This is a genomic window from Acinetobacter sp. 148, assembly GCF_031196675.1.
Classification (GTDB): Bacteria; Pseudomonadota; Gammaproteobacteria; order Pseudomonadales; family Moraxellaceae; genus Acinetobacter; species Acinetobacter baumannii.
The window spans coordinates 152,942-169,425 of sequence record NZ_JAVIMT010000017.1 but is presented as its reverse complement, the minus strand read 5'-3'; the positions used below and the strand labels follow the sequence as shown (position 1 = coordinate 169,425).

General features: G+C 37.2%; 11 protein-coding genes. 10 read left to right on the top strand and 1 reads right to left on the bottom strand.

Going from position 1 to position 16,484, the window contains the following annotated elements:
- Positions 1–6 precede the first annotated feature (6 nt).
- The 8 genes from RFX69_RS03395 (at position 7) to RFX69_RS03360 (ending at position 13,836) form a co-directional block, all read left to right on the top strand.
- Positions 7–774: a hypothetical protein gene (locus RFX69_RS03395; RefSeq protein WP_125579126.1), complete on the top strand. Its 768-nt coding sequence runs from the start codon at positions 7–9 to the stop codon at positions 772–774.
- Between the two features lie 62 nt (positions 775–836).
- Positions 837–1,115 (top strand): hypothetical protein, encoded by a 279-nt coding sequence (locus RFX69_RS03390; RefSeq protein ID WP_016141716.1) that lies wholly within the window; start codon positions 837–839, stop codon positions 1,113–1,115.
- Between the two features lie 116 nt (positions 1,116–1,231).
- A complete protein-coding gene (locus RFX69_RS03385; protein WP_151817902.1) occupies positions 1,232–1,879 on the top strand; it encodes a hypothetical protein in 648 nt (215 codons plus the stop codon).
- Complete coding sequence (locus RFX69_RS03380; RefSeq protein ID WP_151817903.1) at positions 1,879–2,328, top strand: hypothetical protein; 450 nt, start codon at positions 1,879–1,881, stop codon at positions 2,326–2,328. The genes RFX69_RS03385 and RFX69_RS03380 overlap by 1 nt, the downstream gene beginning before the upstream one ends.
- Positions 2,328–3,221, top strand: coding sequence for a hypothetical protein (locus RFX69_RS03375; RefSeq protein WP_151817904.1), 894 nt, complete (start codon positions 2,328–2,330; stop codon positions 3,219–3,221). Before RFX69_RS03380 ends, RFX69_RS03375 begins: the two co-directional genes overlap by 1 nt.
- Before the next feature lie 9 nt (positions 3,222–3,230).
- The gene (locus RFX69_RS03370) at positions 3,231–12,809 is read left to right on the top strand and encodes an interleukin-like EMT inducer domain-containing protein (protein ID WP_270899837.1); all 9,579 of its coding nucleotides are present in this window, start codon (positions 3,231–3,233) and stop codon (positions 12,807–12,809) included.
- 44 nt (positions 12,810–12,853) lie between these two features.
- Positions 12,854–13,174 carry a hypothetical protein gene (locus tag RFX69_RS03365; RefSeq protein WP_001135547.1) on the top strand — a complete coding sequence of 107 codons (321 nt, stop codon included), beginning with the start codon at positions 12,854–12,856 and terminating at the stop codon, positions 13,172–13,174.
- Positions 13,174–13,836, top strand: a complete 663-nt coding sequence (locus RFX69_RS03360; protein ID WP_000012463.1) for a hypothetical protein — start codon at positions 13,174–13,176, stop codon at positions 13,834–13,836. The genes RFX69_RS03365 and RFX69_RS03360 overlap by 1 nt, the downstream gene beginning before the upstream one ends.
- A gap of 54 nt (positions 13,837–13,890) precedes the next feature.
- Here the strand turns inward: RFX69_RS03360 and RFX69_RS03355 are convergent, their stop codons facing one another.
- The gene (locus RFX69_RS03355; protein ID WP_000786041.1) at positions 13,891–14,085 is read right to left on the bottom strand and encodes a hypothetical protein; all 195 of its coding nucleotides are present in this window, start codon (positions 14,083–14,085) and stop codon (positions 13,891–13,893) included.
- 159 nt (positions 14,086–14,244) lie between these two features.
- On the opposite strand from RFX69_RS03355, the gene RFX69_RS03350 reads away from it, so the two are divergent.
- Together RFX69_RS03350 and RFX69_RS03345 are read left to right on the top strand one after the other, a co-directional pair.
- Positions 14,245–15,780: a hypothetical protein gene (locus tag RFX69_RS03350; RefSeq protein ID WP_000098521.1), complete on the top strand. Its 1,536-nt coding sequence runs from the start codon at positions 14,245–14,247 to the stop codon at positions 15,778–15,780.
- The gene (locus tag RFX69_RS03345; protein ID WP_309168635.1) at positions 15,780–16,433 is read left to right on the top strand and encodes a hypothetical protein; all 654 of its coding nucleotides are present in this window, start codon (positions 15,780–15,782) and stop codon (positions 16,431–16,433) included. The genes RFX69_RS03350 and RFX69_RS03345 overlap by 1 nt, the downstream gene beginning before the upstream one ends.
- The last annotated feature ends 51 nt before the right edge of the window (positions 16,434–16,484 follow it).

Here is a 16,484-nt window from a genome sequence, read left to right as displayed (position 1 = left end):
ATCAAGATGAATCCATTCGGACCGACTACTGAAAAACCATTAACTTTACGTGCTTTTGATTCAGCAGCGGAGAATATTTCTACCGTTGTGAGTAAGGTTTCAAGTACTGATCGAGAACAGCAATCTGTGATTGAACAAGTACGACAAATTGCTCTGAACATTCTATCCGATACGGTAGATACAATCAGTGAAGGAAAGCTTGAAGAAGGTGAACTGGGCGTTGATCATTTAGACGCATTAATTGTCGATGCATTAGATGGTGCAGATGATGAAGACGGCATCTATGAAAACGCTTTAATGGCTTCTCTTTCCGATGCTTTCTTAACATTTGGCGTTGACGCTACTGATATTGAAGAGATCTTTAGTGATGATACAGAAGTTGCTGATGCGGCGTTAGAAGCAGCAGCCAATACTGTTCTTGCTAATATGCCAGACGAAGGCCCTGAACTTGAAGAACTGGTTCGTGAGTTTATTTTCGGTGAAGCAGATGAAACTGAAGAAGGTTTCGATTCAATGGCTAAAAAAATTAAAGCTCGAAATGGAGCATTTAGCCAACGGAAAGTAAATGGGCGAAAAATTCACTACCGTGGTGTGCTGGCTATTCGTCAAGGTGTCAAAACCGTTGTGAATAAACGATTACCTGGTCAAAAGGTCCGTTTAACTTCAGCACAAAAAGCTGGAATGAAAAAAGCTCGACTTCATGCTTTTACTGCGAATGCAATCAACAAGCGTTTACGTTCATTCAAAAAAGGTAAACGCTTAGGTATTTACTAATTACTCATAGGTAAGGTCATTTTTTGGCTTTACCTATAATCCCTTTAATTAAGGAAATACTCATGAATACAACTCAAATCTTAGGTGAAGCGCCTGGTATTCAATATCAGAAAAAAACTGATAAAACAGAAACAAAGACCAATCAATCATTAACTGACACAATTATTATTGGTCGTTTTATGCGTGGGCGTTTTGATGCACCGATGACAATACATAAGGGTAATATCCGTGGTGAACTTGGTTATGAACCAAATAATCCTGATTATCGTTGTGTCCAAGATGCGCTAGATCGGGGTGTACCTTCAGTACAGGTTCTGCGAGTACCACCAAATATTGGATAAAAAGCAGATTTAAAAAGCTACCTTTTAGGGTGGCTTTTTTTATGGAACCAATCAAATTTTAAGTGAATATAACCTTTTAATCTTGGGGCATATTAAAGCTATTGAGCATCAGAAATATGCAACAATCTAATCCGATTTTACTAAATCAGCTTAAACAAGATTACATTGCTCTACAGCAACTTGGTTCACCCTTATTGGCTTGTCAGGGGATGTTTGTTCCTCGTGGCATGGAAGACCTTCGCTTCTTATTTAAAAGTTGCCCACGTCCAATTGTGAGTAATGAAGATCCTGCAGAAGTCCAATATGCGGGTGGTTTTACTGGAATTGTTGCTGGGCCGCCGAAAACCCATTACACAGGCAATCTTCAAATCCTTGTAACTGAAGCAGGACATGATCAACTTCTGGCTGAATATGTCGTAGCTAGTGGGGGAATCATCCATGGAGATTACTATGATGGCCGTTTAGGTAGTTTTACCCGTTCTTATGCACTTGAAAACTGCGCTATACGCTTTGAGTCAGCTGAATATGATTCTGATAGCCGATCTCAAGTTATGACTGTCTCTTGCCCAATTGACTATAACTACTTTGGTAGCTTTGCCAATATTGGTACCAACGGTAGTGTTCAACCGGGTAAAAAACAAATTGATGGTACAGCTGATCTTGTTAATCGAGTTCAGCAAGTGATCAATACTGCTCAACAGGCAACTAATCTAGCAAATGCTGTGCAAGGCGTTGGTCGTCAACTGGGCAATCTATTTGGGTAATGGCAATGAAGTTATTACCTGAATCAGAAGGGTATGCTGTAGTTGCTGGTTCTATCCAGCAACTATCAGAAGAGCTCTATAAAGAATATCAATTATCGGGCTATTCAATTTTGCTTGATGATATCGTAAAGGCATTTTTAGAAGAAGCAAAATACTATGCAGGCTGGGCGGTATTAGATTGTCAAACTAAAGCTTCTACTAGTATTGAACTGAATGAAACTATTGAACTTAGCGGCGATGAGTACGTAATTATTCAACCTTTAGTTAAAGCTCATTGTGATCTTTTACAAGCAAGATTGGTTGAGGCGACCCGTGGGCTCGGTGTCGAAAGTTATGGATTATCTGTCTCGGAAGCTCAACAGATCTATAACGAAAAGAAAGAAGCTTTACCTAAGCTTGCATTTTGTATGGCCCCTATAAGTTTTAATTTTAACTTGGGAAGCCGTTAATGCAAATCACCATAGTTTCTGCGGGTAAAATTATTCCTGCTTCTGAGCTTATTAGTGCAACTTTAAGAACTGATCTCGTACCTATTCCCGCATCCATTGAGTTCACAGTTCAATCTACTACTGAATTAGACTCCCTTTTAAAAGAAGGGGAGCAACTTACTGTAAATGACATTTCTCATCCTTTCGAACTTATCAAAGTTACTCCTCTAAAAACTCAGACTATTAAACAAGATCGCCGTGTTGGTGGGATATCTTGTATTGGTATTTTGGCTGGTTGTAAAAGACTTATCGAATATTCAAAACAAGCAATTATTAGTAATGAAACTTCTTTCAATTCTGTAATTCGAGCCTGTGGGGCAACTATTAGTTTAGGTAATGATCTACCTTTGCCTAAATTTGTTTGTTTAAAGGGGAGTATGCCTACACAGCGCTTGGCTCATTATCTGCAACAAGAAGCAGCTGTAATTTGCTTTCAAAATAATAAAGTGTCTGCTCAAAAAATTGATTCTTTCTTCAAAAAGGAACCTATCACAAAACTAGATCCTAGCAGTGTCGTTTGGATATCCAGTAAACCTTTGGAACTGATGCAAAAATCATCTTTTGTCACAGTTGAGAATAACGGTTCAACGGTTGTTGGTGATGACTCAATAACCCCAGGCCATACTGTGACGCAAAGAGCTGGTTTAGATGCCCGACAAGTCAAAAACTTGGAAAAAGTTTTGATCTTGCGGGGGACAATAATTAGACCGCTAAATTTGAACTGGAATGCAGGCGATATATTTGAAATAGATAGAAAGAAGTATGTCGTTTTAACAGCTGCACATCATATAGACACAGGCGCAATAGGGGGATCAATGGGGACTTCATCAAAGTTCTGGATTGCTAATTTGTAGGTCAAATATATGAATGGTTTTAAACGTGCAAAGATTTTAAGTTACAACGCAAAAGGTCGTACTGCACAAGTACACATTCATGGTTTAACTGATGGCGCGAGTGAAGGCATTGCAGCAACTTTTGCCTATCCAGTCGGTGATAGTGATTTTGATACAGAAATTCAAATTGTGGAGGGGGAAGACGTCTATGTCTTCTTTGAAAATGGTAATGAAGAACGCCCAGTAATCCATAGTTATGTTAGTCATGGAGATGGCGCTATTGTTGGTGTGCGCCGAATTCGACAAGATAACATTGAGTTTATATCTAAAGAAAATTTAAAAGTTGATTCTGGCACAACCGTTTCGATCAAAACGCCGTTGATGAATGTACAAGCTAATACACAACAAACTGGTAATAGCACATTAACGGGAAATAGCACAGTAGTAGGTAATACTTCAGTTGCAGGTAATAGTTCTGTTGCAGGCAGTATGGCCGTAGGCACAACTCTTACAGTTGCAGGTGTGCCAATCGATCCTAAATCCATTGAAGGTGCATTTAAAGACGCTCTTGATAAGTTAGAAGGGCTTAAGGAGGAATTAAAAGAACAAGGGGAGAAGATTGAAAATAACGAGCAAATTAATCAAGAGATTGAAGAAAAAGTAAAAGAAGTAGAAGATTTAATTGAAAATATTAAAGATTCTGATGCTTTTAAGTTGCTTGAAGAGGGAATGAAACATTTTGATGAGGAAGTTCAAAAAATTCATGAACAAGTTAAAGAAGTTAATCAGATCGCTCAGAATAAAGTCGATGAAGTTCGTGCTTATATAGATCAAGAAATTAATAATACTAAATTAATTGTAGATCAACATAATAATGAGGCTAATCTACGATTGGATGAAGCCAATCAACGTATCGATCAGTCTATTCAAGCTAATGAAGCATTGGTTGCTGATGCTCAACAACGTGCAATTCGTGCTGAGAAAGAACTCGATGATAAAATCGGTTTTATTAAAAGAGAAACAGATTCAATCATAGCTGATGTAAGAAGTGATTCAAATGAAATTCGGTTAGTCGCAGAAAACGCAAAAAAAATTGCAGATCAAGAAGTTCTGGACCGTAAAAAACAAGCAGCTGACACACTGAATGTTATTGATCAAACTAAGGCCGCCTTAAAACAAGACATTGATCAAAACTTAGTTAAAGCTGGTCAGATGATTGATGACGCGAAATTAGCATTAGGTGAAGAAACCAATACACTCATTAATCAAAAAATTGAACCTGTTGTAAATCAAACTGAAGCTGCAGTTAAAAAAGTAGATCAAATTGCAGCTCAGTATATTGATCTTGATAAGAAAGTCGATTCTGGTTTTCTAGCTGAAGCTGAAGCACGTGCAAATGAAAAAGAGGCTTTAACTCAAAGTTTTGAGCTTAAGTTTGCTGAAATGCAAAACGAATTCGGTAAGTCAAACGCTTTAATTTCAGAAGAAATAAAAACCCTTGCAGCTCAAGATAAAGCATTTACTGATCAAATCAGTACCGCACAATCACAAATTGGTGACAACAAAACTGCTATTAATAAAGTCGAACGTACTGTAAGTGATTTGAATCAATCTATTGCTGAGAAAACCTCACAAATTGAATCTACTCTTAAAAACTCACAAGAACAAATAGAAGGTAATGCCGCAAACATCGAAAAAGTAGAATCTTCAGTAAAACTGGTTGATGACAAGGTTGTTTCAGAAGCAAAAAAACTTGAAGAACTAAAAACTGACTATAATTCGAATAAAATTAAAACAACTTCAGATATAGCAACAATTGCTCAATCAGTTTCTGATGGTGATAAAGCCTTATCATTACGTATCGACCAAACTAATGCAGCATTGGAAGAAGCTGATCGGAAATCTAATGCGAATATTTTAGAAGTTACTGAGTCACTTACCGAGTTGGAACAGTCTACTGCTTCAAAATTTAGTGAACTTGATACAAGTATCTCTAAAGAAAATTTAAAGGTACAAGGGCAAATTACTGATGTTCAAAAAAGTGTTTCGACCTTAGAAAGTAATACAAATACAAGCATAAATGGCCTTTCATCATCACTTAAAACTACTGATGATCTTGCAAAATTGGCTTTTGATAATGCAGCAGAAGCGCAGCAAACAGGAACAACAGCTGTAAAAGCTACCGAAGCCCTTTCTCAAAATTTATTAAGTCTAAAATCTCAAACTCAAGTAACTTCTGGGGTACGTGCAGTCGTTACGACAAAAGGTATTGATGACTGGACACGTTGGCGTACCACTGCAGAAGTGAAAGTAATTCAAGATTCTGATGCACTAGGTGGTTATATTCTTGAGCTTGGGAATAATGCTGATAATGATGAAACATGGGTTCATTGGAATGAGTTTGTAAAGATTAACCCAGATACACTTTATCGGGTTCGTGCACGTTTCCGCCGTGTACTCGGTGAAAATGGATCTATTTATCTTGGTGTTGCATGTAAAAATGCAGACCAAAGTAAATACGTAACGACTACAAACACCCTTGCAGGAGATATGGGTTCTTCTAACTACTTATTGTCGGCCATTAAACCTAATTTAGGTGAATGGCAAGAAGTAGTTCTATACATGAAGGGTAAATCTACTGGGGCAGCAACTGGCTTAGGGACAATTGATAATCCGCGTACTTTCCCAGCGCAAGCTGAATTTTATGCCCCAATCTTTATTGCAAACTACAACTTCCAGACAGGAATTTGTCAGCTTAATTACATTATTGTTGAAGATAACAACTCATTAGCTTCAGCTAATGATGCAACTGCAACAGCAAATGATTTATTCAAAACAGCAACTAACAGAACAGAAGCTGAAGCTGAAAGGACCAGTAAGCTTGAAACAAGAATGCAGAATGCAGAAACAGTTATTCAGAGCAATGCTCAAGCTTTGTTGAAAACAGCTACAAAGAGTGATCTCGAAAGTGCAATGGGCCGTGTATCGACTGATATAACAGCTGCTGTAGATAATTTAAAAATCGGTGGTGTTAATGCTGTTGCTAATTCAGAAGCTCCTAGAACATCGACAGCTACAACAAGTCGTGAATACTTAATGTATGAACGAAGCAAAGAGTTAAAAGTTTTTTATGACGAAAACTTAGATAAGCCGGTTACCATTTCATTTGAAGTGAGTGTACCTGTTGCCGGTTCGGTTCAGGTTTACTCATCTAATGGTTCTGCCCACTTTTTCACAACTTCAGTTACAGTAACTAAAGCAAATGAATTTCAAAAATTTGCAGTGACGGTTTTTCCTAAATTAAACACTGACAGTTCAACTGAATCTACAATTGAGTTTTACGGTACTTATGGCTCAGGCCGAATTCCAACAATTCAAAAATTACAGATCGAAGCCGGCAATAAACCTACAGCATGGAGCCCAAGCCCTCGGGATACGCAAAGCTCATTAAATGCTAATGCAGAAGCGATTAAGATCACTCAAGCGGAAGTTAAGAAGCACGGCGAAACATTGTCTTCTCAAAGTTTAGATATTTCTAAGCTTAGAAATGATCTAAATTTAACTAATAATGAAGTAAATAAAAAGGCTTCGTCAGAAGCATTGGAAGCAACGAAATCAGATGTAACAGAACAAGCTGGACAGATTAAAGCAGTTACAGAGCAAGCAACAGCACTCTCTGCAAGTTTGAGTAGAGCCGCAGCTGCTGGTTCGAATTTGCTTATCCAGTCAAATGTTGTGGGTAAATATAACGGAACTTCATATCCTCATCTTTCATATAAGCTAGGCGAGGATTGGGAGGTAGGCGCAAAATACACTTTAATGTGGTGTGCCGAACATCAAAGAAATGGTGCGGATACAAACTCTAATTTGGCAGTTTATGCTGGGGGAGGTCAGCAAGCCTTACAATCCGTTGTTAATACAAATGGCAAAGTTATTAATAAAATAACCTTTGTTAAAAATAATCAAGTTATTGAAAAACGTGCTTTAAATTTTTACATGATTAACAGTCCTACTGCTGCTCAAGGTTCAGTCGGAACGGTTTATTGGGCAGTGCTTGTCAGGGGTGACTTAATCACTACTGAATCGTGGATCCCCAGTGCTTATGACTACAACGCTGCAGTAGATCAAGTTAATGCAAACTTTAATGATTTCAAACAAACATATGTGACTGAAAAGGAGGCACTAACAAAGAGAACATCAAGTCTTGAAACTGGACTTTCAAATGCTGAAAAAAATATCGATAACACCGCAAAAGCACTGCAGAACTATGCAACCACAGCAAAGTTAGACGAAGCTACAGCAAATCAAACTAATCAGCTTAATGCTCAAATTAAAAATGTTAAAGCATCTATTGAATCTGCTAATGATAGTGACTCATTACTGCCAGATTTTAATTTAAAAAACCCTGAAGATTGGATTAATTACTATAGTTATGATTTGAAAATCCACTTTAAAACAACTAATACAGGAAAAGTTGGCAATACTGTCTTTAGAAAAGATTCTTCGAATCAAGCAGGATGTTGGATATATAGCCGCAAAGCTTTACCGACAAATCGTTCATATAAGGTTAGCTTTTGGGTTCGCCGAAGTGCAGATTCTACAGGTGATTGCAGCATTACGGCTATGTATGGCAAAGCAGATGGTAGTTTTTCAAATGCTACAATCACTGCATCAGTGATTGCTTTAAACAGAATTCCAGCAAACGAAGAATGGGTATATATCGAACAGGTTGTAACTTTTAATACTCATCCACAAATGAAGTTAGGTTTTGCACTTGGACACAATGGCAGTGGCGGTTGGTGGGAGTTACAAGCTTATCGGGTAAATAGCGTTTTTACTGACAAAGATGTAGACACATCACTTGTACGCGCTACACAACTACAAAATTATTCGACTACTGCTGACACAAATAAAGCAGTTGCCGCAGCTACAGATGAATTGGAAGCAAAATTTAAGCAGAAGTTCGGAAATTTATGGACAGATAGTTCAGCAACACTGGATAGCACCCGTTATACAAAAGCAGAAACAAATAAAGCTATAGCTGAAGAAAGTAAAATTCTAAAAGCAACAATCTCGTCAAGTGGTGGAGACAATTTAATCAAGAATGGTGATTTCTATGCGCCTTTTTCAATCTCTAACTGGCGTCAGAATGCTGTTGTTGAAGGTAATGTTCTAGAAGTTTTTAAGGATGCTTATGGCGCAAACTGGGGGAGATTCCGCTCTACGAATTCGTCTACATATTTTAAAGGTTTTATCGAGTCAATTACGATAGCTGATGGTTTAGAAATAAATCAAACCTATACGTTGTCACTTAAAGCCAAAGCCCTAACTGCAGCACAAAAAACTTTGCTATTAATCATCCATAGATATGATGGTAGCAGTAATAATCAGGTTGTTAATGAATGGAATATTGCAACAGATAAAGAAGTATTATGTACTTATACTTTTGATACAAATATCAATAACTTACAGTATATTAATATTATCCTATGTGCTCAAGTAGGGTATGCTCCTGATTTCTTAATTCGAGAAGTTCAATTAGAGAAAGGTGAGTTAGCAACAGGATTTAGAAAAAATCCTCGTGAAATTGAGAAAGGTTTAGAAGCTAACTCATTAGCAATTACAGGTACTAAAACAGATGTTCAGAAAAATTTAGAAAAGATCCAAGTACTAACTGAAAATTATACAACTCTGAAATCTACCGTTGATACGAATAAATTATCAGTTGATGGGAAGTTTCAGGAAATAAACTCTACAATTAGTGATAATCAACAAAATATAACCCAATCAATTAATAGCTTAGATTCTAATTACAAGCAGTTAAATCAAGATCTAGGACAAGTCTTTAATTACAGAGTTTATTCTTCAGGCTGGAATAATGATTTTACTGGAATCAAGAACTTAAAAGGTGAGACTATATCTGTAGCTTCTAACCGCGGCTTTTCTGTGCATGTTTTAGCAGCAGATGGCTCGATTGCAACTTCAACTCGATATGACACATATGGTGACCCTGCAAACGCCGTTGCCATGAGTAATGCTATTAATGAAATACCTAAAGATACTTTTGTGATTATCACTAACTATGATTACATTGCTATGAATTTAAACACAGTTAAAGCTGCGTTACTTTCATTAGGTGCAAATCAATTTACTCTTGATCAGATTACGGGAAGGGATGCATATATCCTTATTGGTCAGAAAGGAATAGGGGCTGGAAGAGGTATTGAACTTCACGCAATTCCTGACTCTGGTCTGAATGGTGCAAAACAGATAATGGTTGCTGTTCAGGTCGTTAGTGGCATTCCTCTAGGTTTGGCAAATAACAGTGGAAACTTGCAAAAAGTTTTAGAAAATCACGCTCAAATTCTTCAACAAAAAATTACTCGATCTGATGCAAAAGAAGTATTTGCAGAAGAAATAAAATCTTTTTCAGCAAAACTGGATACTATTCAATACGCAGAAGACAATTGGATTTTATTAGGAGATGAAACCAAAACATTAAATGTTTCAACAGGCACAAATCAAACTTTTCCAGTCTGGGAATTACAATACGAACATAAGAATTTACCTATTGGTCTTGGTGATCCAATTGTAATGCGCATTAAATACACAGCAACTTCTGGACTTGTTGGAGCAGGGTGTATAATTCAATTTCATGGCGCTACTTATCTTCTTGGGTTGCCTAGTTTTACTATTTCACAAAATGGTGAAATAGAGTTGACAGGATTTTTCCCAACCAATGTTAAAGCTACGGACTTTGGCTTTGTACCTTTGGGCATACGTTTTGATAATGCACCTGTAGGTGGGACAATTACCATCACTAATATGTTTATCAGTCGTGGCAATTCTGCTCCTAATTTCAAAGGAGGCTTTAAAACTACTCTTAAACAAAATGCGAAATTTGTTGAAGATACATTTATCAATGCTGATGTTAACAAAGGTGTTATTGCACAACAAATTCAGCAATATGACGCTTCTGTACCAGGTGGACTTTCAACGGTATTAAAAACTACTAAAGCAGCAGCGGATCAAACATCAAAAGATTTAATTAATCTTCGTAATAATGATATTACTCAGCTCCAAACAAGCACCGACAATCTGGGTTCAGCATTAGAAAATACAACTAAGCTTGCAATGATGATTACTAACGGTAAGTTGCTTTACGGTGATGTAAATTTCAAGAAAGGAATGAACAACGTCGGCACTTACAACAATCTTCAGAATGGTACAGTTAGTGTTACTCGTGAAGTTAAAAGTGCTGACAATCCGACCACTTCAACTCATGAGGTTAGAATCGTTACAACTGGTTCAGCAAGCCCGAATTTCGGCGGTTTTCATCAACAGTTTTTCACACGTTCAAATGCTATTTTCATCATTAAATACCTGATTAAATTACCTATCGGCTACAAGTTATATCCTGCAGCAAATTTAATGGGCGATGGATCAGTAGATAAATTCATTGGGAGCACTGACGGGACGGGTAGATTTGAAGTTTATGTTCGTATGGTTAAATCCGGTGCCACCGGAAGATTCGATACTTCTGGATTCGTACATGTAGCGGGTGGACCAGCCCCAACACCTGAAAGCCCTCTATCCTGGACTTTAGCTCAAATTGAATGTTATGACGTAACTGACTATGCATCTGCAGATCCTAATTTACAAGATTTCGTTTCTACAGCTACAGAATCATTAGGGACATTAACTAATTTTAAGGAAACATGGGCAAGTAAACTTACTGAAATGTCTTCTAAATTAGATAGAACAAATAGTGCATATATTCTTAATTCTGACCTAACTAATACAAATATTGAAAGAGCAATTGCTGCATCGTCAAATCAGTTAAAGTCAGAATATATTGATCCATTACAGAAAAATACTGAAAGCTTAAAAGAAAATATTTTAACGAATGTTGACTTATCAGGTTTGAATCCAGATATTTACTATCCTGTTATCTTTCAGTTGGCTACCGGTAAGCAAAAGTATGATTTTAAAGTATTTTGTACTTTGGGCGGCCAAAATAATAGTAATGTGCCTTGGGCTACACATGGTACACGCTCTTTCGGTCTTAATTGTGAATGGAGTGTTACCGCTAATGGATGGGGTACTCAAGCAGAAAATAGAATTATTGATAAGTTCTCTTTTAGCTGGACTGCACAATCACCTTTAATAAACATTAAACAAATGCCTAACTCTTCAATTGAAACTGTCTTTTTACGGGGTGGGGCGAGATATGATATTTCACACTATAAAACGATTACACCACTTATTAAAACTGAGTCTTTCACAGCTTTGGGACAATCTATTGAACCAATTCAATATAATTCGTCACTTGTACCAGTACCAATTTTTGCAGAAATTGTAAAAGCTCAAGACACAGCTGCTGCAGCATCTAGAACAGTTGCTGACATACAAAGAGATTATGTGACTTCTTCAAAATTGAATGAGGCAGTTGCTTCATCCAGTGAACGATTATCAGCCCTCTATTCAGCAAATAGCCAAACCATTATGGCGTCTGCTTTGCAAACTTTTGAGATAGATTGGATTAACAGAACGCCTAGCGGCTCAAGAATAGGTATGCGTTTAATTGAAGATCAAACATGTCGGGGAGGTTATGCATTACGGATGGGTGATAATTCTGGCAACGATGAAATCTGGCTAAACTGGTTCTCTACCTTACCAATTGATGATAATAAGATGTACCGGATTAAATACCGCTACAGAAGGGTGTCAGGTGCTGGTGTAGTTTATGTGGGGGCCACCTGTTTTAATGCCGCAAAATCTGCATTTATTACAGATACGAATTACATAAATGGAGATATTGGCTCAAGTCATTATGTGGTTGGTGGTGCTGCACCTGCATTGGGTTCTTGGGTTACTGGTGTTGCGTATTTCAAGGGTAGATCTGCTGGTGCAAGTAGTGGGGCTGGAACGCTTACAAACCCCAAAACATTTGCAAATAAAGCAGCTTTCTTTACTCCTGTTTTTATCGGCAATTATGCAGCTCAAGCAGGCGAAGTGGATCTTGATTACATCGATATTGAAGATGCAGACAATATTGCTGAATTTGAGAGTTTTAAAACTACATATACCACGGATGTAGGAGCTTACGCTGGTTCACTTCAAACTCTCACTTCAGTATATGGGCCAAATGCAATTAATCTTAAGTCTCAAGTTGATTTGATCAACGGGATGAAAGGTAAATACGTAATGGGAATGGATAACAACGGTGTTTTCTCTGGTTTATCCATGGTAAGTGAACAAAATAATGGAACTGTCCAAACTTCTATAGGTTTCCAAGCTGATAGAATTTTTTTCACAACAGGTACTTCTTCTACTAAATATATGCCGTTCATAATTCAAGACAATCAGGTCATTATGAATAGTGATGTATTTATTAAAAATTTGACCGCAGCAAACTTCAAAGCGAAGTCTTTAACAGCTGAACTGTTTAAAGTCGATAAATTGAGCGCGATTGCTGGTGAGTTGGGGACCTTAACTACCTACAAGGATCCGGCTAAACCCAATGGTGCAAGAATGGTTTTAAGCGGCAGTTTAATTACAGTTTACGACGATAATAATGTTGTCAGGGTTAAATTAGGGCTGTGGTAGTGAAGAAGGGCTAGTTATCTAGCCCTTTATATTGGGAGGACAATATGCCACAAGGCTTACAATGTTTTGATGAAACTGGGAAGATTGTTGTTGATGTTACAGATCGTCAAATGCACTTAATACATACTTTTGAAATCTCTTTAGGTTCTAATGAGTATTATAAGGATTATGTTTATGACGGTATTACATCTGAAACTCATATAGCAATTGTTAGAGAAAACTGCTTAGGTAATATGACTCAGCAATACCCTACACTTGCTTACCATGGTGGGCCTTTTGCGTCTATTTATACACCTAATGTAGTAAGAGTGAGTGCATTATCTGGTTTGGCCCTTCTTACTGTTGATATTTATAGGTATGGATAATGTCTGGCTTTGAAGTAAGTAATGATAAAGGTGAAATTATTGTTAGCGACACTTACAGACATTTAGGTGTAAATTCTGTACAAGTGTTAGATGGTGGTACACCTAGTTCAATAGGTGCATCTTCTGGTTGGGCACCTAGTTTTATTCAAACCCCTAGTTTGGTATATCCTTCTTTTCGTAATGATTTACCAAAAGAGACTCTTTATATTTTAAACCTATCTGAAGGAACAGAGTTTTGTGGGAAATATTGGCATAGTGTGCATAACAATAATATTTCATTTTTAAGTTATGACTACACTAAAATCTCTGGTTATTTAGATGTATATGATGAGCAAGGTAATTTAATCTGGTCTGCTATATCTGCTAAAAATGTTCCAAGGATTGTGCAAACATATCAATTAACAGCAGATAATTTATTAAACGGTATTACGCTGAGCATTGGTTCTAATGTGGGTATCTTATTAAATACTTTACCTTCGTGGTTTAGACCGGGACCTATGAATAACTTAAATAGAGGGGGCTTGTTTGGTAGGTACTCTAATGGCCAGTTACAACTAAAGTTTGCGGCTGCTGCTAAATTAAATGATATCTCTTCAAGGATTATTGAAAATTTAGGGCCTAATGGCACTCTTCCTGTTCATATTACCTCTTTTGCATCATAAGATTACTAGATAATAAGAAAGCCCCTTTTTGGGGGGCTTACTTATTAAAGCATGTTATGCAGGTTGATCAGTACTTTGTGGTTCTTCTACAAAAGTGTAGTTAACTGCAATAGAACCAGTTTCAAGGTCCCAGCCTAGGGTTAAGGTTTTGAAAGCTGGACGATTATTGTAACGCTGACTATTTACAATATCTTTTGTCTTTTGAGCTAATTCAATATCCATATCAGTGAATACTTTTACATCAGCCATTAGCGAATCCTCTAAACAGTAAAGTAAGTTTGTTCAGATAGAATTGCATGCTGGATTTTTATTAAATCTGTTTGGTTCCAATTCACTTTGGAACCCATCTAAAAGTAAAAAAATAGCAGCCTTCAAAATACATAATTATTTAGGTATTTTGGCTTCGTTATGTCTTCTCGGTTCTTATCGTTGTTACTCGGTGAAAATGTTAATTCATATGATCAGCAATTCGATACGTCTAATCAGGATGCAACAGCACAGCTATATGAAACTATGGCTCCGTTTTCACTTGGGACTAACCAAACCAAAGCCAATAAAAAACGTACTAGAAAAGAAATTCTTACAAAATGGGAGAGAATGTTACGCTTTGCACCTATCGCAGAGGGTATGGGGATTCATGTTTCTGCCGCATTAGGCGGAGATTCTTATAGCGGCCAACAAGTCTTTATTACACCTGCCGAACGCTTGAAAAAGGCCAGTGGACCAGCAGCTGAAAAACTAAAAAAACAACTAGATGAGCGCCGTGTAAAGATGGAAAAGCTTATCAATAAGTATTTAAGCAAACTTGCCCGAGATGCTATTTCTTTCGGTGATTCCTATGCACGTATTTATGGGAAAAAAGATAAAGGTGTAATTGACCTCGTATGTAATGAGTATACATATCCGCCATTAATACAGCCTTTCGAACAAGGCAGTAAGACTGTCGCCTTTTTTTGTTTAGATCCTCGCAATTGGCAAAAAACTATTACCAAGCTGAATACTATTCAAATGGTACGTTTCAAAATGCCCCGTATGAGCAATATTGCTCAATATGAGCTTGTTGAAACTGGACTTGTCACGAAAATGTTGGAGGGTGATGATCCAGATGAGCTACCAATCTTACCCGCGCATTTAGGCGGCTCATTTCTTTATGAGATTGAAGATATTTATGATGATGTAATCCTCGCTTTGGCATCTATGAATAGCCAGCAAATCGCAGATACCGTAAATCAGATGTTCTTGACAGTAAATATGTCAGGAATGCCGCCAGCCCAACGTCAAGCCTATATCCGTGGTTTAGAAGGTTTACTGAAAAATCATGAGGCTTATGTCCGTGATGCTTTATCAGGTGGTGAAGCAGTCTGGAATACTGCTTTTCACATGCTTCCGGTATTTGATGAAAAACAAGTTCTAAATCCAGTAGGTGATATCAAGAATCAACGAAGCTCACCTATTAATATTGAACAATTCATGATTAATGTCCGTTTGCTGATGGGCGGAATTGGTCTAGATCCAAGCATGGTTGGTTGGGCTGATATGTTAACTGGCGGTATTGGAGAAGGTGGAGCATTCCATACTTCTGCACAAATCATGCGTAGGTCACAAGACATTCGAACAGCAGCTTCCGAAGGGATTAATCAAATTCTTCATTTGGATTGGGGTTTTGCTTACAACGAACAATTTGAGCCTGAAGATTACCCTTGGCAAGTTGAATATTATTCAAACCAAACTGCAGCAGCTACAGAAGAAATCAACAATGCTCAATCAAGAATGAATACAACATTACTTAAAACACAAGTAATCGCGTCATTGAAAGAATCAAATTTAGATGTAGATATTATGGCGTACATTCTTGAGCGCGATACAGGTATGAAATATGAGGAAGCATTAACGTTAGCTGAAAGTATTGCTAAAAGCCGTAAATTTCCAGAGGATGAAGAATAATGGCTTTTTTTGAATACGAAACACAGAATAAAACTATAAATAACAGTTTGGGAAACGTTTTAAATCCGTTTAAAGAACGTTTTGCTAAGAATCCTGTCTTGTGGTTTGGTCTAACTGTTGATCGAGCTGTTTCACATTATCAGGAACTTTACGCATTAGGGACACTTTCAGCGGCCCATTTTGGAATTGAAATTCGCCCGTACCGTGCAAACAGTAAAATTGCTCAAGCAAATATTCCAATTTTTGATCCTTCAAACAAAGTTGCTTGGTTAGCCAATAATGTAGATGTATCACTACTAGATGCCCAAACCGATGCAGTGCATGTGGGGCATTTTCAACTCAACCATGTAACTGGTAATGCTTCAAATGAGTTGAACATTTCATTTATTGAGACTAAAGAAGCAGCTATTGCGAATAGTGCTAAAGCTATAAAAGAAATAATGTTTAATAAAGATGGTACTCAGTCTCCACCAATTGAATACTTAATGAGATTAAAAATATATGCTTTTGATAAAGCTGCAAGAAATCAGAACCAATTTGAAATTGAGCATCTAGTTTCACTTCAAGCAGGCAATTTGCCCCTTGATGCCTCTAATAAAGCACATGCCATTGTTACTTTAAATTTCATCAAAATGTTTCCCAACTTAAAATAAGCTATGGAACTCATTGCCTTTATAGATTCACCTAATTGAGAAAATATCCTC

Excerpts from the sequence above, each read along its gene's own strand:
- RFX69_RS03395 (WP_125579126.1), top strand. The coding sequence starts at position 7 with ATGAATCCATTCGGACCGACTACTGAAAAACCATTAACTTTACGTGCT.
- RFX69_RS03390 (WP_016141716.1), top strand. The coding sequence starts at position 837 with ATGAATACAACTCAAATCTTAGGTGAAGCGCCTGGTATTCAATATCAG.
- RFX69_RS03385 (WP_151817902.1), top strand. The coding sequence starts at position 1,232 with ATGCAACAATCTAATCCGATTTTACTAAATCAGCTTAAACAAGATTAC.
- RFX69_RS03380 (WP_151817903.1), top strand. The coding sequence starts at position 1,879 with ATGGCAATGAAGTTATTACCTGAATCAGAAGGGTATGCTGTAGTTGCT.
- RFX69_RS03375 (WP_151817904.1), top strand. The coding sequence starts at position 2,328 with ATGCAAATCACCATAGTTTCTGCGGGTAAAATTATTCCTGCTTCTGAG.
- RFX69_RS03370 (WP_270899837.1), top strand. The coding sequence starts at position 3,231 with ATGAATGGTTTTAAACGTGCAAAGATTTTAAGTTACAACGCAAAAGGT.
- RFX69_RS03365 (WP_001135547.1), top strand. The coding sequence starts at position 12,854 with ATGCCACAAGGCTTACAATGTTTTGATGAAACTGGGAAGATTGTTGTT.
- RFX69_RS03360 (WP_000012463.1), top strand. The coding sequence starts at position 13,174 with ATGTCTGGCTTTGAAGTAAGTAATGATAAAGGTGAAATTATTGTTAGC.
- RFX69_RS03355 (WP_000786041.1), bottom strand. The coding sequence starts at position 14,085 with ATGGCTGATGTAAAAGTATTCACTGATATGGATATTGAATTAGCTCAA.
- RFX69_RS03350 (WP_000098521.1), top strand. The coding sequence starts at position 14,245 with ATGTCTTCTCGGTTCTTATCGTTGTTACTCGGTGAAAATGTTAATTCA.
- RFX69_RS03345 (WP_309168635.1), top strand. The coding sequence starts at position 15,780 with ATGGCTTTTTTTGAATACGAAACACAGAATAAAACTATAAATAACAGT.